General features: G+C 38.5%; 16 protein-coding genes. 8 read left to right on the forward strand and 8 right to left on the reverse strand.

Annotated features, from left to right (window positions below; all coding sequences use genetic code 11):
- The first annotated feature begins 5 nt into the window (after positions 1 to 5).
- From H6G77_RS21630 to H6G77_RS21655, 6 genes are all read left to right on the forward strand, one after another.
- A complete protein-coding gene (locus H6G77_RS21630) occupies positions 6 to 1,700 on the forward strand; it encodes an ABC-F family ATP-binding cassette domain-containing protein (protein ID WP_190872700.1) in 1,695 nt (564 codons plus the stop codon).
- A gap of 213 nt (positions 1,701 to 1,913) precedes the next feature.
- Complete coding sequence (gene gpmI, locus H6G77_RS21635) at positions 1,914 to 3,512, forward strand: 2,3-bisphosphoglycerate-independent phosphoglycerate mutase (RefSeq protein ID WP_190588758.1); 1,599 nt, start codon at positions 1,914 to 1,916, stop codon at positions 3,510 to 3,512.
- 179 nt (positions 3,513 to 3,691) lie between these two features.
- Entirely contained in the window at positions 3,692 to 3,925 is a 234-nt protein-coding gene (gene secG / locus H6G77_RS21640) for a preprotein translocase subunit SecG (protein WP_190588759.1), read from the forward strand.
- Positions 3,926 to 3,935: 10 nt separating this feature from the next.
- Complete coding sequence (locus tag H6G77_RS21645) at positions 3,936 to 4,682, forward strand: peptidase (RefSeq protein ID WP_190872701.1); 747 nt, start codon at positions 3,936 to 3,938, stop codon at positions 4,680 to 4,682.
- 24 nt (positions 4,683 to 4,706) lie between these two features.
- Entirely contained in the window at positions 4,707 to 5,138 is a 432-nt protein-coding gene (locus H6G77_RS21650) for a putative toxin-antitoxin system toxin component, PIN family (RefSeq protein WP_190872702.1), read from the forward strand.
- Entirely contained in the window at positions 5,135 to 5,371 is a 237-nt protein-coding gene (locus H6G77_RS21655) for a ribbon-helix-helix protein, CopG family (protein ID WP_190872703.1), read from the forward strand. Before H6G77_RS21650 ends, H6G77_RS21655 begins: the two co-directional genes overlap by 4 nt.
- Before the next feature lie 225 nt (positions 5,372 to 5,596).
- Here the strand turns inward: H6G77_RS21655 and H6G77_RS21660 are convergent, their stop codons facing one another.
- The 8 genes from H6G77_RS21660 to H6G77_RS21695 all read right to left on the reverse strand — a co-directional run bounded on the left by H6G77_RS21660 (position 5,597) and on the right by H6G77_RS21695 (position 19,097).
- Complete coding sequence (locus H6G77_RS21660; RefSeq protein WP_190872704.1) at positions 5,597 to 6,223, reverse strand: Uma2 family endonuclease; 627 nt, start codon at positions 6,221 to 6,223, stop codon at positions 5,597 to 5,599.
- A 31-nt stretch (positions 6,224 to 6,254) separates the two neighbouring features.
- The gene (locus tag H6G77_RS21665) at positions 6,255 to 7,403 is read right to left on the reverse strand and encodes a glycosyltransferase family 4 protein (RefSeq protein WP_190588763.1); all 1,149 of its coding nucleotides are present in this window, start codon (positions 7,401 to 7,403) and stop codon (positions 6,255 to 6,257) included.
- 316 nt (positions 7,404 to 7,719) lie between these two features.
- Positions 7,720 to 9,309: an MFS transporter gene (locus tag H6G77_RS21670; RefSeq protein WP_396019794.1), complete on the reverse strand. Its 1,590-nt coding sequence runs from the start codon at positions 9,307 to 9,309 to the stop codon at positions 7,720 to 7,722.
- Entirely contained in the window at positions 9,306 to 10,208 is a 903-nt protein-coding gene (gene recO / locus H6G77_RS21675) for a DNA repair protein RecO (RefSeq protein ID WP_190872705.1), read from the reverse strand. The genes H6G77_RS21670 and recO overlap by 4 nt, the downstream gene beginning before the upstream one ends.
- Positions 10,209 to 10,317: 109 nt before the next feature.
- Positions 10,318 to 10,998 carry a deoxyribose-phosphate aldolase gene (deoC, locus tag H6G77_RS21680; protein WP_190588765.1) on the reverse strand — a complete coding sequence of 227 codons (681 nt, stop codon included), beginning with the start codon at positions 10,996 to 10,998 and terminating at the stop codon, positions 10,318 to 10,320.
- A 206-nt stretch (positions 10,999 to 11,204) separates the two neighbouring features.
- Complete coding sequence (locus H6G77_RS21685; RefSeq protein ID WP_190872706.1) at positions 11,205 to 12,329, reverse strand: DNA cytosine methyltransferase; 1,125 nt, start codon at positions 12,327 to 12,329, stop codon at positions 11,205 to 11,207.
- A 36-nt stretch (positions 12,330 to 12,365) separates the two neighbouring features.
- Entirely contained in the window at positions 12,366 to 17,990 is a 5,625-nt protein-coding gene (locus H6G77_RS21690; protein ID WP_190872707.1) for an ATP-binding sensor histidine kinase, read from the reverse strand.
- Positions 17,991 to 18,446: 456 nt separating this feature from the next.
- On the reverse strand, positions 18,447 to 19,097 hold the full coding sequence (locus tag H6G77_RS21695; RefSeq protein WP_190872708.1) for a response regulator: 651 nt from the start codon (positions 19,095 to 19,097) through the stop codon (positions 18,447 to 18,449).
- 142 nt (positions 19,098 to 19,239) lie between these two features.
- On the opposite strand from H6G77_RS21695, the gene lipA reads away from it, so the two are divergent.
- Positions 19,240 to 20,163 carry a lipoyl synthase gene (gene lipA / locus H6G77_RS21700; protein WP_190872709.1) on the forward strand — a complete coding sequence of 308 codons (924 nt, stop codon included), beginning with the start codon at positions 19,240 to 19,242 and terminating at the stop codon, positions 20,161 to 20,163.
- Between the two features lie 125 nt (positions 20,164 to 20,288).
- Positions 20,289 to 20,426 (forward strand): photosystem I protein PsaX, encoded by a 138-nt coding sequence (gene psaX, locus H6G77_RS21705; protein WP_190588770.1) that lies wholly within the window; start codon positions 20,289 to 20,291, stop codon positions 20,424 to 20,426.
- The last annotated feature ends 16 nt before the right edge of the window (positions 20,427 to 20,442 follow it).

Here is a 20,442-nt window from a genome sequence, read left to right on the forward strand (position 1 = left end):
ACTCGATGCTGCGACTCGAACATATCAGTAAAATTTATCCCACAGGCGAAGTCCTTAAGGATATCAACTGGGAAGTAAAACCAGGCGATCGCATTGGCTTAGTTGGCGTTAACGGCGCAGGAAAATCTACCCAGTTGAAAATTATCTCTGGGGAAATTGAACCTACCGCCGGCGACATTATTCGTCCTGCTAGTTTACATATTGCTTATCTCAATCAAGAGTTTGAAGTCGATCCCAGACGCACAGTTAGAGAAGAATTTTGGACAGTATTTAAGGAAGCCAACGAAGTACAGTTATCTCTGACGCAAGTGCAACATGATATGCAAACTGCGACACCAGAGGAACTGGATAGACTAATTAACAAGTTGGATCGTTTGCAGCGTCAGTTTGAAGCTTTGGATGGTTACGGTTTAGAAGCACGCATCGGCAAGATTTTACCAGAGATGGGATTTGATCAAGAAGATGGCGATCGCCTCGTCAGTGCTTTTTCTGGTGGCTGGCAAATGCGAATGAGTTTGGGTAAAATCCTGCTGCAAGCACCGGATTTATTACTGTTAGACGAACCGACTAACCATTTAGACTTAGAAACTATCGAGTGGCTAGAAAATTACCTCAAAGGCTTAACAACGCCAATGGTGATAGTTTCCCACGACCGCGAATTTTTAGACCGCCTCTGCACTCAAATTGTCGAAACTGAACGCGGCGTTTCTAGCACTTACTTGGGTAACTATTCTGCTTATTTGCAACAAAAAGCCGAAAATCAAGTAGCGCAGCTGAATGCTTACGAACGCCAACAAAAGGAAATTGAGAAACAACAAGCTTTTGTTGACAGATTCCGCGCTAGTGCTACCCGCAGTACCCAAGCCAAAAGCCGGGAAAAACAACTAGACAAAATTGAGCGCATCGAAGCACCCATTGGTGGAGTCAGAACCTTACATTTTCGCTTTCCTCCTGCACCCCGCAGTGGTCGGGAAGTTGTGAAGATTAAGGATTTAACTCATATTTATGATGATAAAATCTTATTCCTGGGTGCAAATTTGCTGATTGAAAGGGGCGATCGCATCGCTTTTTTAGGCCCCAACGGCGCAGGGAAATCTACCTTATTGCGAATCATTATGGGTACGGAAACACCCAGCGAAGGCATCGTTAGCTTAGGTGATCATAACGTTATTCCGGGTTACTTTGAACAAAATCAAGCCGAAGCTTTGGACTTGAAAAAGACCGTGATGGAAACAATTCACGATGAAGTTCCTGACTGGAAAAACGAAGAAGTTCGCACACTGCTCGGCAAGTTTTTATTCACTGGCGACACTGTATTTAAATCGGTTGAAGCCTTAAGTGGGGGAGAAAAAGCTCGTTTAGCATTGGCAAAAATGCTATTGCGTCCAGCTAATTTACTGATTTTAGATGAGCCTACCAACCATCTCGATATTCCAGCTAAAGAGATGTTGGAAGAAGCACTGCAAAACTATGATGGGACAGCGATTGTAGTTTCCCACGACCGTTATTTTATCTCCCAGGTGGCTAACAAAATTGTGGAAATTCGGGATGGGGAATTCCGGGTTTATTTAGGAGATTACCACTACTACCTCAGAAAAATTGCCGAGGAAAAAGAAGAAGCCAAATTAGCGGCGATCGCGGCGGAAAAAGCTGCGAAAAAATCAGCTAAATCAGCTAAAACTTCTGGCAAGAAAAAGTAAACTATCAAGTTAGTAGTAGTACCTTTACTTAACTACTAACTTATTCATTCATTGGCGATATCACAAAATATATGCAACAGTTGCGAAAAGTAAAAAAAGTCTAAAAAATCTCTCAATAAGTCATAAATTAAGTTACTAAGCACAAATTCACTTGCACCTGTGGTTAGCAGTGGTATCATTCGGGTATTACAAAAAGTAAAGGGCAGTTTTACTATGACCAAAGCACCTGTTGCTCCTGTGGTGCTAGTCATTTTAGACGGATGGGGCTACTGCGAGGAGACGCGAGGAAACGCTATTGTTGCTGCTAAAACGCCAATTATGGACAGCTTGTGGGCGGTGTACCCGCATACCCTCATCCGCACATCCGGAAAAGCCGTAGGCTTGCCAGAGGGTCAAATGGGTAACTCAGAAGTTGGTCATTTGAATATTGGCGCTGGGAGAGTTGTACCACAAGAACTTGTACGCATCTCAGATGCAGTGGAAGACGGTTCAATCCTTAGTAACCCTGCACTGGTTAAAATTTGCCAGGAAGTTCGTTCTCAAAATGGCAAGCTGCACTTAGTGGGTCTTTGCTCTGATGGCGGGGTACACTCACATATTACCCACCTATTCGGACTACTTGACTTAGCAAAGGATCAGCGAATTTCAGAAGTTTGTATCCACGCGATTACTGATGGTCGTGATACCTCACCCAACGAAGGTATAAAAGCGATTCAACAACTGCAAGATTACACTGATCGCGTAGGGATTGGGCGCATTGCTACCCTGAGCGGTCGTTATTATGCGATGGATCGCGATCGCCGTTGGGATCGTGTTCAAAGAGCCTATGATGTCATCACCCAAGACGGTACAGGCGATGGACGAACAGCCGTACAAGTTTTGGAAGCATCTTACGCCGAAGGGGTGACAGATGAATTTATTAACCCAGTCCGTATTGCTCCCGGTGCAATTGCTCCCGGAGATGGGGTAATATTTTTCAACTTCCGCCCTGACCGTGCGAGACAGTTGACTCAAGCCTTTGTTAGTCCCGAATTTACAGGCTTTGAGCGACAGAGAATCCAACCATTATCTTTTGTGACATTTACCCAGTACGATCCAGAGTTACCCGTGACAGTGGCCTTTGAGCCGCAGAATTTAACTAATATTCTCGGTGAAGTCATTGCAAATCACGGTCTAAAACAGTTTCGGACTGCGGAAACCGAAAAATACGCCCACGTCACTTACTTCTTCAACGGTGGTTTAGAAGAACCTTTTGCTGGGGAAGACCGGGAACTTGTCAGCAGTCCAATGGTAGCGACTTATGACAAAGCGCCAGTCATGTCAGCCGCCGCCGTTACCGATGTAGCGATCGCCGCCATTCAAAAAGGCATATACTCCTTAGTGGTGATTAACTATGCTAACCCAGACATGGTGGGGCATACTGGTCAAATGCCAGCCACAATTACAGCGATTGAAGAAGTTGACCGTTGTGTAGGTCGTCTTCTGGAAAGCATTATCAAAGCAGGCGGGACAACAATGATTACCGCCGACCACGGTAACGCTGAGTATATGCTAGATGAAGAGGGTAACTCTTGGACGGCGCATACTACCAACCCAGTACCCTTGATTTTGGTGGAAGGCGAAAAAGCGAAAATTCCTGGACATGGTACGAATGTCGAACTACGTAACGATGGCAAGTTAGCCGACATTGCACCTACCATTCTGGATATTTTACAGCTACCACAGCCACCAGAAATGACCGGGCGATCGCTAGTCAATCCAATCGAGTTTGACTTAAAACGCGATCGTACTCCTATGCCAATTGGTCTGTAAAATAGTGCTGAGTTGAAAGTGCTGAGTGCTGAGTAAAGTCAAAATTACTCAACACTCAGACCTCAAAACTAATTATGCTAAGAATCTTAGGAGTTAAGAGTTAAAAGTAATAAAATAGAGTTTTTGAAGCCTTAACTTCCGACATCTGTTTTCAAACCGCCATAAATGAGATTGCGAATATGACAGTTACAAATATCGTACAAATTGTTTGGGCATTAGCCGCCCTGGGAATGATTGTTTTAGTATTGCTGCACAGTCCTAAAGGCGATGGGATTGGTGCTATTGGTGGACAAGCCCAATTATTTAGCAGTACCAAAAGTGCAGAAAATACCCTCAACCGAATTACTTGGGCTTTAACAGTGATTTTTCTCGGCTTAACAGTGGTTTTAAGTGCAGGTTGGCTACCCAAATAAGGATAGGGAAATGGGGAAAATGACCCTAAACCCAACACCGAATATGAGCAAATTACTAACAGCCTTTGTCTTAACTATAAGTACAGGGCTGTTAATTATTTTTGCTCACTTTTCATCTAGCGCCACTTCTTTACCTCCAGCAAAACCCCATCCCTTACCACCTAGTCTAGTTCAGTGGAATGATCAGACAAACAGTGGCGATTACTTTGCTCAAGTTGCAACAACAGAAATAGGTTATTTAGTTTGGTCACATTTTCCAGTTCAAGTTTATATAGAACGACCAATAAATATTAGTAATCAACAAGCGGAAGACTGGGTGAAAAATGTTGTGCAGGCTGTACAGGAATGGAATGTTTACTTACCTTTAAAAGTAGTAGAAAATCCAGAAATTGCTGATATTAAAATTGAGCGAAAAGCACCACCATTACAATTATCACCAGATAAAAAAATTCCACGGGCGCGTTCTGCTTTAACTACATACCATTTGTATACCAAAAATACAGTTTTATTACACCGTTTTACTATTCTCTTGAGTCCTAGTCAGACTGGTAATTATGTTGTTGCAGCCGCACGCCATGAACTTGGTCACGCCTTGGGAATTTGGGGTCATAGCCCATCACAAACTGATGCTTTATATTTTGCCCAAGTCCGCAACCCACCGACTATTTCAGCTAGAGATGTGAATACTTTGAAGCGAGTTTATCAACAGCCAACAAGTTTGGGTTGGGCTTTAAAGGATGAATTTATCAACAGGTAGATTATTCAAGTCAATAGTCAAATAATGAAAAAGCCGTACCAAATTGTACTCGATACAAATATATTAATTACTGGTTTACGGTCTAACCAAGGGGCATCTTATAAGCTGCTCACAATGCTGAATGATAGCCGTTGGCAGTTAAATATTTCTGCTACTTTAGTATTTGAGTACGAAGAAATTCTCAAACGAGAAAAAGAGCAGCTTAGATTGAGCAATGAAGATATTGACACTATTATCGAAGCTATTTGTAGCATTGCCAATAAATGTAGTATTTTTTATCTATGGCGACCAATAGCACAAGATCCTGATGATGATTTTATCATTGATTTAGCTGTTGAATGCCAAGCCGATTTTATCATTACTTACAATCACAAAGACTTACAAAATGCAAAAAAATTTGGTATCAGGATAGTTTCACCCAAAGAATTCTTACAAATAGTAGGAGAAATCCAATGACTAATTTAAATGTACAGTTACCGGAATCTTTGTATAAACAGATTGAAACTTTAGCTGCCAAAGAAAATATTTCTATTGAACAACTTGTAGCTATTGCTTTATCAGCACAGGTTTCCGCCTGGATGACCAAAGACTATTTAGAAGAAAAAGCCAACCGTGGTACTTGGGAGAAATTTCAGCAAGTTTTGAGTAAAGTTCCTGACGTAGAACCAGAAGAATACGATAAATTTTAGAATTAGTAAAATAGCTGTAATGATTTGCTACAGTTGGTTTTAAATTTTGTATATTCACTTTATAAAAGCTTATATAGCGTTTTCTAGTCTGCTGAGTTACAAATTTATCTGTTTTTATCTGCGTTCATCTGCGTCCATCGGCGGTTAATTATTCTTGCTTGTACTTCACTAGAATGAGAAAAGCTTATAAATGAAAGAACTCTGAAGAGAAATTTGCAATTTTAATCAATCAATAACGCACTGAAAAATCTGCTCAACAGTTAGATTTAAATCTAAGAATGTTGGGGATTCTATACGTTCATTTCCTCTAAACTGTTTACCACGATATTCCCCTTCATCACTTAAAGAGTAAATTGTGATTGTTGGCTGTTTGGGGTCGCCTATTAACTCTTTACTACCCAAGGCTGCATAATCTACAATCCAATATTCTGGGATACCCATTTCTTCATAGTCAGCAAACTTTTTATGATAATCATCTCGCCAATTAGTACTGACAACTTCGATTACTAATGGGATGGAATCTGATTGACTGAGGATTGATTGTTTCTCCCACAGTGGTTCATTGAGCAAATTAGAAAAATTAATTAATAAAACATCTGGGTAGTAACCTGATATTTTATTTGTTGGCTTCACTGTAGCGGTTTTAGGTATACCATAATTAAGTTTCAGACGAAGACACTCATACCCCAGAATCATTGTTAAAAATGCTACTATTTGCTCATGTTTCCCTGGTGGTGGTGGCATTTGAACAATCTCTCCATCGTGTAATTCATAACGAATATTTTCTGGTTGTGTAGCCAAAAAATCTAAAAATTCATTAAATGTAAATAATTTTTGGAGAGATTGTGTCATTATTTCTATGTCAGTTTAAATATGAAATGTCCTAAGCTCCCCAACTCAGACGTACAGGGCGCTCGACTAAAACTTCTTTATACAATTCTTCTAGCTGGGTAATGTTTTTATCTAATGTATATCGCTCTAAAACGCGATTTCTCGCTTTTTGTCCTAATAGAGTTGTTAATTCTGGATGATCTTGGCAGAGTGGTAGAAGGGTTTTTAATTGCGATCGCACTGTTTTAGTACTTAAAACTATACCAGCCCCTTTCTCTAAAACTTCTCCGTCCGCGCCGACATCTGTAGCTATACAAGCCCTTCCACAGGCCATTGCTTCTAATAAAGACAAAGACAATCCTTCTACTAAAGATGGCAAAATAAACACATCTGCACCCCGCAAGATTTCGATGCGTCTTTCTTCTTCCGCCACAAAACCTAACCAAATAACGCCGTATTCTGCGCCATAAAATTGCTCTAAAGAAGCTCTTAAAGGGCCATCCCCTACAATTAATAACTTACTGCCATCGCCCATCCCCGACTGTTTCCAAGCCCGGAGAAGAGCTTCAACATTTTTTTCTGGGGCTATTCTTCCTTGGTAAACAAATAAGCGTTCTGCTTGAAATTCTGCTTTAATTTTTGAATATCCCGGTGAATATTTAACTGTATCTACACCGTTGGGAATCACCGCAATATTTTTGTCTCGTACACCCATACGTGCCAGTAATTCGCGCTGAATTTGGGAAAATACAATCACGCGATGATAGTTATCTAAAAAAGGTGCATACAACTGATAGGCTATGAGTTGCGTTCCTGATATCAGTTTTGCCCCTTTACCAGCAAACGGTGTATGAAAAGTAGCAATTAAATGTAAATTCAGTTGTTCACAAATTTCTGGTAAAACAAAGTCTAGGGGCGACAAAGTTAAAGAAGCATGAACAATATCGGGCTTGATTTCTCTTAAAGATTCTGTTAAAACTTTGGTCGCTTTTAGTGCCGGAATTGTATAAACTTGAGATTTATAAATAAAGGGTAACGATACTTCTTGGAATTTCGGCCAGTTATCTGGTTCAGGTTCTTCTTGGGCAAAGTGCAGAAAACTAACTTCATGTCCCCTATCTAGTAAAGCATTGGTTATTTCTCGGCTATAGGTGACATTACCACAAAAGGGCGATTTTTTTCCAATCCAGGCTATACGCATTCTTTAAAATTAGTTATAAGAAAGCTGGTTTTTATTGATGATTTTTGCGCCTTAGCTGTATTTGACTAGAACCTGATCTTACTAAATAATTTTGATTGAAAAAACACCGATATCAGCCATTGCTCAATTTGCTGATTAGCTGATGAAAATAATCGATGTTCGGATTAATTGATTTAATGAATAAGCTGTGAACTTTACACTTGGAATACAACTTTATTCTGCGTAATCTCAGGTTTATTCCCAGCAAAAAGGCACGAAATTATTGATGAGTTCAGTTTACCATGAAATCAAAGTCAATAATAAATGATTGCTTTTGTCAAGCAGACTGACGGGAGTTATACCAAGTTAAAATCCCACCAAAAAATGCGATCGCAGCTAGTCCCAAAAACACAGCTTTCAATCCCACAAAGGTTTCGGCGACCCCTGCTAGTGCTAAAGGTAAAGTCAAGGCAATATTAATCACATTATTTTGTAAGCCAAAGACTTTACCCCGCATTTCTGGGGGAGTTTCTGTTTGAATCGCAGTTTGCATCGGAATGCCAACGAACGCCCCAAAAATCCCTAAGATAGCCACAAACAACAACACCAGCCACAATTGTGTTGTAAATAAAGCCAAACCAATTAAAGATGCTGCCATTCCTAAACAACCATACAAGCCAAGTTGAGAATAGGAGAAGCGTTGTCCAAACTGTCCTAACATTGTTGCGCCAACGGCAACCCCTACACCACCTGCTGCTAGTAAAAAGCCAAATTGCGAAGCTTTTAAATTCGGAATCACTTCTGCCATCCGCACTGCCAACACTGTTAAAGCGGCAAAGACAGAAAATAAAATAATCAGCCTCACTAAAGCATTCCGCACTTGATGATTAGCTTTGAGGTAAGCAAAACCGTCCCGTAAGTCTGAAAAAACATGAGGAAATTCTGTATCGGGAGCGTGGGGTTTTTCTTTGGTGGTCAACAACATTAAAATTACACCAGCGATCGCATAACTGCCACCCACTAAAATTTCTTTACCCAGGCCATTGCTACCGCCAAACTGCGCCCACATACTATCTGCGATCGCTAAAATTGGTTCACCGATGGCAAAGCCAATAATGACTGAAGCCATCATAGTTGTTGTATACAGGGAGTTTGCCGAAAGTAAGTGCTGTTCTTCGACTACCAAGGGAATTGCTGCTTGTTCGGCTGGTGCAAAAAACTGTGTCAGTGTGGAAACCAAAAAAGTCACACCCAAAATCATGACAAAACCTACTGGTAAAACTCCGATGGGTTGCCAATCATGAGTGAACCACAACAACAACGGAATTACCAAAACCAATATACCCCGCCAAATATTGGTTGCTACCAAAACTGCTTTTTTTGACCAACGATCTACAAATACTCCCGCCACCGAACCAAATAATACGGCTGGAATGGTAAACGCCATCATCAATGCTGATACCCAACCACTAATGCTTTGACTACCTGCTTGAAAGTGAGTATTGATTAAAGCAATCATCAATACTAAGTACACTTTATCAGCCAGTTGGCAAAACACTTGCCCACCCCAAAGTGCTAAGAAATTCGGGTTTTTTAATACAGGTAAAAATCCCTGCTGTTGTACTTTGTCTGAGTTCGCTTCACCGCCAGAACCATTCCCGGTAGTTTTTTCTGTTGCAGTTGCAACTGGTAAACTTTCTTCCTTCCGGTTGGGGGCAAGATTGACAACTGTATCCGATGTCCATTCTTTACCATTGGTTGGAACATCGGGTTTAGAAATTTCTTGGTTGTAAATTTGACTATTTGTCGAGATAGGAACAGACTTCAAATGATTAGTCACATTAGAAGTATTTGTCCGAATCGGTTTTTTGGTGTGGCTTGGTGATAAAGGAAGGATTTTTCGATCCAAATCAGATGGTTGCATCATGGTTGGTTGGCAGCAAAATAAGAATCTATTAGGATAGCGGAGCGAATAGAATGGCCTAAATGATACTGAGCATACTGACGTAAAAGCTGCTCAATCGATAACCAGCCATTATCTCTAATTCCATCAATTTGTATTATCTCTGGTTGTGACAGTTGTTGGAGCAGAGTAAATTCTCTGGCACTCAAACGACAGGAAATAACTGGAATTTCTTGTCGATGCACAACAGTCTCGTAACTAGGGATAGAAGAATTTGCTGATGGGGAAAATTCGGAATGATTTCTATTTTCCCATTTTTCTTTCTCGCGTTTTCTGCGTAAACTTTCCCATGCCTCTAAACAAATTACCCCACCAGATGGCACACTAAAGCCAACTTGCCAGTTGGGGTTAGTCAAGTCTGGGATAAGAGGCTTTTGAGTTAAACAACAGGTTTGGGTTTGCGGTGTTAGTCCAGCCAAAACTAAAAGTTGAAACACACCCAAGGACAGATATGTGTACACAGATGATATTTCAGCTTTTGGGAGGATTTCTAATTGATGAAGATGTGCATTCAGTAACTCATAAAGTTCTTCTTGGGGTTGTTCACTCAAAGCCTGAGACAAGGCGATTTCGGCTAAATATTGACCTGCGGCTAATTTGCCTAAATCTTGAGCTAAACCAGGGTAAGTTTTTAACGTTTGGGCTTGAGTAATTTTATCGAGCGATCGCCCTTTCGCAATCAGTAGTTCATTCACAACAAACATCCCACTCCGACCACCCAGGCTAGAGTTGTGCTTACGCGCCCCTGGAGCAACTGCACGAATCAGACCAAACTCTCGTGTCAAAATTGTCACTATCCTGTCTGACTCGCCCAGCACCTGAGTTTTAAGATTAATACCAGTTGCCTTATAAGTTTTACTCATGAATCATTAGTCATCAGTCACTAGTCATTAACAGCCAGTGTATGGGGTGGTTTCGCCGACTTTCTCACTGGCGTTCATTAGCTGTGGAGGAAAGACAACGGACAAATGACTATTCCCCTTTCTCCAGATTATCGCGCTGGCGGAGCAAATCGATACCACGAGATGTCCCCAATCTTGTAGCACCCGCTAGGATTAAGTCTAAAGCTTGTTCGTGAGTCCGAATACCCCCAGAAGCTTTAATTCCTATGCTGTCTCTGACTATTTCTTTCAAAAGACGCACGTCTGCTAATGTAGCACCGCCATTCCAACCTGTACTGGTTTTCAGGAATGCTGCACCCGCATCCATACATATTTCTGCTGCCAGTCTTTTTTCGGCATCTGTCAGCAGACCAGTTTCTAAAATTACCTTGACTGTTTGCCCTGTTTCTTCACAAATCTCAGCAATTTCTCGGTGAACTTCCTCGGTTTTTCCGATCTTCAACCAGCTTAAGTTAAGTACTAAATCTAACTCAGTAGCACCATTTTCTACCGCTTCTTGCGCTTCATACAGCTTAACGGCTGAAGTTGTGGCTCCCGACGGAAAACCAATCACAGTACAAACTTTTGGCTTTTTATTTTGTAGGAGTTCTGCTGCTTGCTTAACGTGGGTAGGGTAAATGCAAACCGCCGCGAAGTTAAATCTATATGCTTGTTCACACCATTGCTCAACCTGCTCTGGAGTAGCCGTTGGCGTTAACAGGGCGTGATCGATAAATGGCGCAATATCAATATTTGGATAGTCTGCTGCCATTGAACTTTTGCCTATGAATGATTATTAAGCTTTATAAAAAATTAAGACATTTATTATATATTAAACCACATTAACTCTGAATTTAACTCCAAAACTAGCTAATTATTCAGGTTATATTTGGAGGCATTTTGAGTTTATTTAATTATTGTAACTAAATTTATGGATTGTTAGACAATTTGTGCTTGCTGCAATGCCACAGTTTTGTCTTAGTTAATTCCTAAAAAATCCAGAATAGTTCTCGCTAACCCCTGAGACAGCAAGTAAGGTACACCATTACCGATGGATTTAAACATATTAGTCAAAGACATCAAATCAGGAAGTACAAAATTTTCTGGTAAAGATTGTATGGCTAAAGCTTCAGCTACAGAAATTCGCCGCATTTTATAAGGATGTAAATGTACTTCATTATTGCCATAGCAAGCTGTGGGAGAATAACGCCAACGGTGCAGACGTTTAAATGATTTCTTAGAATCATCTCCTTCATTAACAGTCGTAAATTTACTCATCCCGGCTCTGGGTTGAAAATAATGCTGAGTATTAGGATGATGCTGAACGTTATTTTTTCTAAACCAAAATTCCACAGTTAATTCTGGAATAATATTCTCCGGGCAAGGTAATAAAGAATCTGCTTGAAATGATTGGTATCGCGGCCAAGAACAAGCGAAAATCTCTGTCTGAGAATATGTTGTATATTTTTGCCAAAAGCCTAGATTTACCTGTTTTTTTATTTTATTTTGATTAATAAAATGCTGATGAAAGCCTATGAGAATAATTCTTTCTCTATCTTGAGGTACCCCATATTCAAGAGCATTAATCAAACGTTCCGTTAAAAAATAGCCGGCTTGCTGTAACCGGATTTTTAAAGATTCAAAAAATATACGGTGTTTTTTTGTTTTCCACAAGCCCTTAACATTTTCAAATAAAAAGAAATCAGGCAGATTCTGGCAAATTAATTCAATATATGCAGCAGAAAGTTTACCGTTATCTCCCAAGTGTCCTTTATTTTTACCACCAATCGAAAAATCAGGACAAGGCGGGCCACCAATAAAACCAATAATATTATTAGACTTGCGGCAATCTTTGATTAATTCTAATAAATATTGTGCTTGTATTCCTGCAACTAAGTTACTGACATCACCTGCTTCCCCGTGATGATATCCATATTCAGGTATTGGTAATTTGAGTAATTCTCTAGAATAACGGTATGCTGCCATGAAAGGTGCGAAAATTTCATTGACATAAACCACATTAAAACCGCTATGTTCAAAGCCTAAATCGAGAAAACCAGCACCAGCAAAAAATGAGAAAATAGCAGGGCGATCGCTATTCATTAGCAACTTTAATCAGGACACCTTTAAATTTACCATTTATCGCATTGGTATCTCAATCACAAACTCAGTACCTTGATTTAATTCAGAATGGTAAAATAAATTACCCTGATGCTTATCCACTACAATCTGATAACTAATTGATAAACCTAAGCCAGTCCCACCACCTACATCTTTAGTGGTAAAAAATGGGTCAAATATTTTTTGACTAATATCTTCTGGAATACCACCACCATTATCTGCGATCGTAATTCTGATCATCCGAGATGCGGTTAACTCTGTACAAATTTTAATTTGAGGCTGTTGATGATTTTGGAGACATTGAGTATTTAAAAAACTGCCTCTTAACGCATCAATCGCATTACTCAAAACATTCATAAAAACTTGATTCAGTTGACCGGCATAACAAGTGACTTCGGGTAAAATAGCATATTCTTTAATTACACCAATTTCTGGCAAATTATTTTTTTCTTTTAGTTGATTTTGCAAAATCATTAAAGTATTATCAATACCCTGATGAATATCAACAGGTTTCATATCCGATTCATCTAAGCGAGAGAAATTGCGTAAACCTAGAACAATATCTCGAATCCGTGAACTGCCCATTTTCATCGAATCTATCGTTTTCGGTAAATCATCAACCAAAAACTGCAAATCTATTTCCTCAGTTTTTTCAGCAATTATCGGTGTGGGATTTGGATATTCTTGTTGATATAAATCCATTAAATCTAGTAAATCACTGACATAATCATTCGTATGTACAATATTGCCATGAATAAAATTGATGGGATTATTAATTTCATGGGCAATACCAGCTACCATTTGACCCAAAGAAGACATCTTCTCACTTTGAATTAATTGAGCTTGCGTTCTTTTTAACTCCTGGAGTGCTTGTTGCAATTTGTCGTTTTTATCTTTAAGCTCGTTGGTTCTTTCTGCAACTTTGGCTTCTAAATTATGATTATATTCTTCTAATTGTTGCTTAGTTTTATTTAAGTTTTCATAGAGTATCGCATTCTCTAAAGAAATTGTAGCTTGACTAGTGAGAAGTTTGAGGACTTCTAGGCGATCGTTTGTAAATGCACCTGTAGCTAAATTATTTTCTAGATATAATATCCCCAGCAGTTGGTTTTGATTGATCATCGGCATACACAGCAGACTTTTTGGTTGTTCCCGCATAACATACATATCTGCCGCTAAAAATGCCTGATTGATCGCATCATCAACCACTAAGATTTCTCGACTACGTTTCACATAATTAATTACCGCCTGCGGTACCTCGCTGCAAGACTCTAAATCAATAGAAGTAAATTCTGTATAGATACAAGCTAAATTAAGAATGGAACTAATAGCTCTAACAGTGAAACTTGAATTATCAGCTTCATTTAAAACTAAAACACATTTAGATGCGCCTACATTTTCCATCACAACTGTCATCATTGTTGACAGCAAATCTGGCAGATTAATTTCTCCTGATAGCGCCTGGGAAGCTTTAATCACAGATGCCAAATCTAACATATCGGAAATGCTAGTATTAGAACTCATAACAGTGTCATGACTGCTGATAGAAGTCTGCATATTATGAGTTAAAGATGTACTAAATTCTGCTTCCCTATGTGGCTGAAAATCTTGGCTGAGTTGTTCTTCCTGAATAATAGCCGCCAGTAAATAAGGATGACGTTTTTGCAAATCTTGAGCTTTAGTTAATGCTCCCCAACGAACATAACCATAGTAAGCATCAATTAAGTAAGCTTTAGCAATCTTTTCTTTATCCCAAGTTAAATAAAAATTAGCAGCCAATTCATTAGCTAAGGCTTCTTCATGGATAAATTCATTTTCCTTAGCTGACGAAATAGCACGGTCATAAAACTCTATTGCTTCTAGATATTGATTTAGCACTCGATATTTTTCAGCTTCTACTAAATAAAATTTATTTAAATAATTACTAGAAGCACTGAGCGACCATCTTTGCATTCTTGCTTGATTTGCTCCAACCTTAGCCAATATCTCTTCCTGTTGAGGCGAGTCAACCTCATGATATATAGCCAAATGAACTAGAGAATCATAAAAGAAAAATTGCGGAAATGTAAATTGACCAATTCCCCCAGATAAATACTTTTCAGCATTGATAGCATAATTAATCGCCTCAGAATATTCTCGGAGTAAATAACATAGATGGAGCTTACAGAGATAGAAATATAACAGAGCATTGATATCGTTGGCTTCTCTGTGGATAGAAAGTAATTCTTCCTCATTGTAGGCTTCACCAATTAAATAACAAGGATTCTGCACATTATCTTGTAAATTTAAAACAGTCTGTCGGTAAATTTCAATCCAGTAAAAAACTCTATCTTGTTTAATTTGCTTGACGGCATAACTATAGGTTGCCATCTCTCTTTCTAGAGAGTTTAGTGCTTTCCCACTAAAATATGAAATATAGCAGTATGCTTTGAGAGAATAGGCAGCAAATTCTAAGTCCCCAGCTTCTAAACCTGCTGAATAAGCTTCTAAAAGATACTTTAAAGATTCACTAACGGGATCTTGCCAATGTTTGACATGGGCATTAAATGTCTGAATAACTTTAGCTTTGATTTCTTTATTATTCAATTTAGTTAATAAGCTTGTAGCCAGGTTGCCAAATTTATAGCCAGAGTCAATATCTTCTACTGCGCCACAAAGCATAAATCCATAGCAAACATACACATACGAGGAGAAATCAGAATTACCATATTCCAAAGATAAGTGGATCTGTTTTACAACTAATAAAGGAAATAGTTCTGGAATTACGGTGTAGGCTAAAGCAAGAATACTAGATGAAACACGCATAATTGCTAATGCTGTTGCATCTTGCATAATTGGCAAATCTATTAAACTATCAATACTCCTATGAATGAAGTATTGATTTGTTTCATCTATTGCTTGTTGAATGTCTAATCGGCTAGGTTGTTGTGGAAATTCAACGCCAAATAATTTCAAAAAATCTAGTCCAGCCTGGACACCTGCTTGTGCTTTGTTTTGCGCTCCAGATGATTGAATAGTAGTTTCAATTACTTTGACTGTATCTAAATTCGTCTTGGCATTAACTAAAACTATTTGAATAATTTCCTCTGCTTGTGTAAAATCTCCATTTAAATATGCTGCTTCTGCTGCTGTTTCCCATAGAGATAAAGTTAGTGCATATTCAGTATTCCAAGCATATTCAGGAAGTAGTTTAATGCCTGTATTTAAATATTTCAATGCTGCTGAGTAAGCTGTTGAGGCTAAAGCTTTACGTCCAGCAGTCAGATTCATTTCTGCAAGTTCATAACGCTGATTTGGATTGGTAATCAACTCTACAGCTATATTAAACTGATTAACTAGCTCAAAAATTTTCTCCTCTCTTTCTGCTATAGGAATATTTTTTAATAAAAGTAAGCCAATTTTTAAATGAGTTAATTTTTTTTGTTCATTAGCAATTAAAGAATAAGCGGCTTGCTGTACACGGTCATGTACAAATTTATATTTAGGAAGTTGATAGTTATTGAGCTTTGATTTATTGGCACTAGGATGATTAATAACGTCTAATTTGGCATCATCATCATCTGATAAGAAAATATACCCATCATTTTGCGGGATGATGAGACCTTCAATTAATGACGGCCATAAATCTGATGCCGTATCAATCACAGATTTTTCACAGATAATAGCTAAAGTTTTTAAGTCAAACTCGTTACCAATGCAAGCTGCCAGTTGTAATATATTTTGTGTATTTTGCGGCAATTTCTCTATCTGAATTGCCATAAACTCTACAACATCATCTGTAAAAGTAATAGTTTTAATTGTTGCTAAATCATATTGCCAATATCCCGCTTCAAAATTCAATTTTATTAACCCTTCATCATATAATCCTTTGAGGAATTGTGTAGCGAAAAAGGGATTTCCTTGAGTTTTAGCAAATACCATTTGTGTTAAAGGTATAGCTAATACTTCCGAACAATGAAGTGTATCGGCAATTAAATAGTTTAAACTAGACTGATTTAATGGCAGAAGGTGAATTTGACTTATTTGATTTCCAGATTTCCTAATGTCGTTTAATGTTAAAACTAAAGGATGAATATGAGAAACTTCATTATCTCTATATGCACCAATTAGTAATATATTTCCTTGAGTTGCTTCTATGTCGGTTATTTCACTAATAAGAGTAGGAGAAGTATTTCCACTCATTAATAATTGAATAAATTTTAAAGAAGCATGATCCGCCCATTGTAAATCATCCAAGAATATGACTAGTGGTTGGTCTTTTGTTGTGAATACTTGGATAAATCTTTGAAACAATAAGTGAAAGCGATTTTGGGCTGCACTACCAGATAATTCTACAATTTCTGGTTGTTGACCAATTATTCTGGCTAATTCAGGAATGACATCAAGAATGACCTGTGCTTGTGTGCCTAATGCTGATAATATTTTTATTCTCCATTTTTGAAGCTCAGTATCATTATCTGCCAATAATTGTCCAATTAAGTTACGTAATGCTTGAATTAAAGCCGACAATGGTATGTCACGTTGAAATTGCTCAAATTTACCCTTAATAAAATAACTACGTTGTCTAACAATGGGTTTATGAATTTCATTAATGATAGCGGTTTTACCAATGCCAGAAGAACCTGTGACTAATATCATTTCTGTTTGAGTATTAGCTACCCGCTCAAAAGTATTCAGTAAAGTTTCGACTTCGCGCTGTCGTCCATACAGTTTTTCGGGAATTGTAAATTGACTGGATATATCCTTCTGTGCTAATTCAAAAGGTAATATGCTTCCCGTTTCTTGCCATTGTTTTTGGCATATTTCTAAATCATATCTAAGTCCATAACCGCTTTGATAACGGTCTTCGGCATTTTTAGCAATTAATTTGCTAATAATATCAGAGATAATTGATGGAATATTAGGATTAAGAGAGTTGATTTTTGCTGGCTGTTTAGCAATATGAGAATAAACTAGTTCCATTGGGTCGGAACTGATGAATGGTTGACTGCCTGTTAGAAGTTCAAAAAAAGTTATACCCAAAGAATAAAAATCGCTACGGTAGTCAATAACTCTATTCATCCGTCCTGTTTGTTCAGGGGAAATATAAGCTAAAGTTCCTTCTAAAATATTGGGATTAGTCAAGGATTTAACTTCTTTCGGTAAAAGTGTAGAGATACTAAAGTCAATAAGTTTGATTTCTTCCGTAGTTGGATGAATTAAAATATTAGCTGGTTTGATATCTTTATGAATAATTCGATGACGATGTAGTAGTTCTAAGGTCGTGGTAATTTTAATAGCAATATTAAAAAATTCGTTCAATGACAGGTCACTTTCGCCAATTTTATATTTTTCTAAGCGCCATTCTTTGAGAGATATACCACCAAAATCTTCCATAACCAAAACATAGCCATTGCGATAGTTTTCTAGGCTATATGGTTTGACAATACCGGGAATTTCCAGATTTTGAGTAATAGTGTATTGGTTGCGAAATTGGGCAATTTCTATAAAAGTGGGATATTCATTCCGCATCAGTTTGAGAATGACAGGTTTTTGGTCTGCTTCTCTCAAGCCACGATATACTATGGTTTTACTACCATAGTATATTTGCTCAGTAATTTGATAACCAAATATAGGATATATCGTGTCTGATACTGTTAACATCTCAGCCTTTGCCTTGAACTAAGGACTATTATTTCAGTATTCCCAGAAATCAATTACTAATATCATTAGAATAACGAAAATTTTGTTATGATTTTTTATAAATATGCTTTGTAATAGAAAAATTAGTTATTAACAAAAGTTTAGTAATAACAAATAATTATTAATTTGCAGTGTCATTTATATTGCATAAAAGCGTATATGCGTATAATTATAAAATCAAGATATTTTTTGCACCTAAGAAAAATAATCGAGTAGAGATTTTTCTATTAATATCTCTACTCGATTATTTTTGGTAATTATTGACTACTAGTAATGTTATTTCTTTCTAGAAAATTTACGATTTATAGTACTTTTTCTAGTAAAAGACTAGAAAGTTATACTATATTTAATCGAGATTGAATGAGAATTTGGAGAAGAAACTATTAAAGGCAACAGAGACTAAAGCAAGTTTGAACTTTACTTAATTTTCTGTTTAATAAAGGTGACTACCTGAGCTAACTGTTTTTTCAAGCCATCTATTTCAGTTTGCATTTGAACTATTTTCTCATTCAGTGCTTTAATTTCTGCTAAAGAAGCTGTTTCAACAGGAGATGCTGATGGTAGTGGCGAGTGGTCAATACTGACTGTAGCTACTGTTTCTTGTTCGGCGATCGCACTTGCACTAGTTGTACCTGTACTAGCGCCATTTTTAGCCGCCCCAACTCCTACTAAAGCAGGTTCAGGACGTGGCAGCTTGGCCTTAGCCATTGCTGATTTAATCGCGTCAATCAGTTGCTTTTTATCAAATGGTTTACCTAGAAAATCAAAATATTCAAATGGTTCGGGGATTTTTTCGGTAACTTCTTCCTTGCGACCAGACATGATCACTAAAGGAATTTTTCTTAAATCCGGCTGGGCTTGAATTTGTTGAAAAACTTCCCAGCCACTCATTTTTGGCAGTAGGAAATCTAACATAATCAAGCTGAGTTTTTCTTGACGGATAAAATTAAGTCCTTCCACCCCGTCTTTTGCTTCTAATACCTCGAAGTTACCTGGAGGTAACATTTCTCGGACTTTTACCCTGACAACGGTAGTGTCATCGATAACTAAAATTTTGTTACTGGCCACGACTGATTTCTCTAACAGAAAATTTAAGTTGCATTACGGCTATGCCGCTTGACCTTGAGAGTCATCCCACTATATCTAAATTTTTTATGGATTGGGGGATAGTATATTTCGGTATAAATAGCTGGAGATTTATCTAGGATTTATGACTTTGTTACCATCAGGGGAATTTAAGTCCGAAATTATGGCTATGCCTAGCTGGTTACGCCGCCCGATTGGCAAAGCCAGTGAAATTTCTACCGTACAAAGCATTATTAAACAGCGTCAAATTCACACGATTTGCGAAGAGGGACGTTGCCCTAACAGGGGAGAGTGCTATGCCCAGAAAACGGCTACTTTTTTGCTGATGGGGCCTACTTGCACCCGTGCTTGTGCTTTTTGTCAAGTTGATAAAGGCCATGCACCAATGCCGCTTGATTTAGCAGAACCCCAGAAGGTAGCAGAGGCAGTCCAGCTTCTAGGATTAAATTATGTGGTGTTAACTTCTGTGGCGCGGGATGATTTACCAGATCAAGGAGCGGGACATTTTGTCAAAACAATGGAGGCGGTGAGACAGTTAAACCCTGACACTCAAATTGAAGTACTCACACCAGATTTTTGGGGTGGTGCGGGTGTGGGTGAGGCAGGACAGCGCCAACGGATTGAATTGATTGTGAATGCCAAACCTGCTTGTTTTAATCACAATATTGAGACGGTACAACGGTTAACTGGGCGAGTGCGTCGGGGGGCAAAATACGATCGCTCCCTGCAAGTCTTGGCTATAGTGAAAGAAATTGACCCGACTATCCCCACCAAGTCTGGTTTAATGCTGGGACATGGCGAAACTGTCGAAGAAGTTCTCGAAACAATGGCAGATTTAAGAACTATAGGCTGCGATCGCTTAACTATTGGTCAGTATATGCGTCCTTCCTTAGATCATCTGCCAGTACAAAAATACTGGACTCCAGAGGAATTTGATGAGCTTGGTAGTTTAGCATGGAAAATGGGATTCACTCATGTCCGTTCTGGGCCTCTGGTTCGCAGTTCTTACCATGCAGGAGAAGATACAAGTGTGAAGCCTGAAGTCTGAATTACAACTCATTACTCATAACCCACCACTCCTCCCTCGCTAGACAAATATTTTTAACGAATCTGGGTAATTGGTGCAGCTATTTGGTATTTCTGAAAAAGTCATGACATTAAGGAGAACCTCTTATGGCTACTCAAAACAAAAGTTCCGCAGTGGCAGACAGTGGAGCAAAGCCTCCCTATCCATTTCGTACAGGTTGGGCGTTGCTGCTGTTAGCTCTTAACTTGTTGGTAGCAGCCTACTATTTCCACATCATTGAATAATTAGAAGTGGGCTGGT

This window comes from Aulosira sp. FACHB-615, from assembly GCF_014698045.1.
Classification (GTDB): Bacteria; Cyanobacteriota; Cyanobacteriia; order Cyanobacteriales; family Nostocaceae; genus Nostoc_B.

What these genes read in the sequence shown, in the direction of transcription:
- H6G77_RS21685 (WP_190872706.1), bottom strand. Translation starts at nt 12,329, where the DNA reads ATGAATAGCGATCGCCCTGCTATTTTCTCATTTTTTGCTGGTGCTGGT.
- H6G77_RS21660 (WP_190872704.1), bottom strand. Translation starts at nt 6,223, where the DNA reads ATGACACAATCTCTCCAAAAATTATTTACATTTAATGAATTTTTAGAT.
- lipA (WP_190872709.1), top strand. Translation starts at nt 19,240, where the DNA reads ATGACTTTGTTACCATCAGGGGAATTTAAGTCCGAAATTATGGCTATG.
- H6G77_RS21630 (WP_190872700.1), top strand. Translation starts at nt 6, where the DNA reads ATGCTGCGACTCGAACATATCAGTAAAATTTATCCCACAGGCGAAGTC.
- recO (WP_190872705.1), bottom strand. Translation starts at nt 10,208, where the DNA reads ATGAGTAAAACTTATAAGGCAACTGGTATTAATCTTAAAACTCAGGTG.
- psaX (WP_190588770.1), top strand. Translation starts at nt 20,289, where the DNA reads ATGGCTACTCAAAACAAAAGTTCCGCAGTGGCAGACAGTGGAGCAAAG.
- H6G77_RS21670 (WP_396019794.1), bottom strand. Translation starts at nt 9,309, where the DNA reads ATGATGCAACCATCTGATTTGGATCGAAAAATCCTTCCTTTATCACCA.
- H6G77_RS21655 (WP_190872703.1), top strand. Translation starts at nt 5,135, where the DNA reads ATGACTAATTTAAATGTACAGTTACCGGAATCTTTGTATAAACAGATT.
- gpmI (WP_190588758.1), top strand. Translation starts at nt 1,914, where the DNA reads ATGACCAAAGCACCTGTTGCTCCTGTGGTGCTAGTCATTTTAGACGGA.
- H6G77_RS21690 (WP_190872707.1), bottom strand. Translation starts at nt 17,990, where the DNA reads ATGTTAACAGTATCAGACACGATATATCCTATATTTGGTTATCAAATT.
- deoC (WP_190588765.1), bottom strand. Translation starts at nt 10,998, where the DNA reads ATGGCAGCAGACTATCCAAATATTGATATTGCGCCATTTATCGATCAC.
- H6G77_RS21665 (WP_190588763.1), bottom strand. Translation starts at nt 7,403, where the DNA reads ATGCGTATAGCCTGGATTGGAAAAAAATCGCCCTTTTGTGGTAATGTC.
- H6G77_RS21645 (WP_190872701.1), top strand. Translation starts at nt 3,936, where the DNA reads ATGGGGAAAATGACCCTAAACCCAACACCGAATATGAGCAAATTACTA.
- H6G77_RS21650 (WP_190872702.1), top strand. Translation starts at nt 4,707, where the DNA reads ATGAAAAAGCCGTACCAAATTGTACTCGATACAAATATATTAATTACT.
- secG (WP_190588759.1), top strand. Translation starts at nt 3,692, where the DNA reads ATGACAGTTACAAATATCGTACAAATTGTTTGGGCATTAGCCGCCCTG.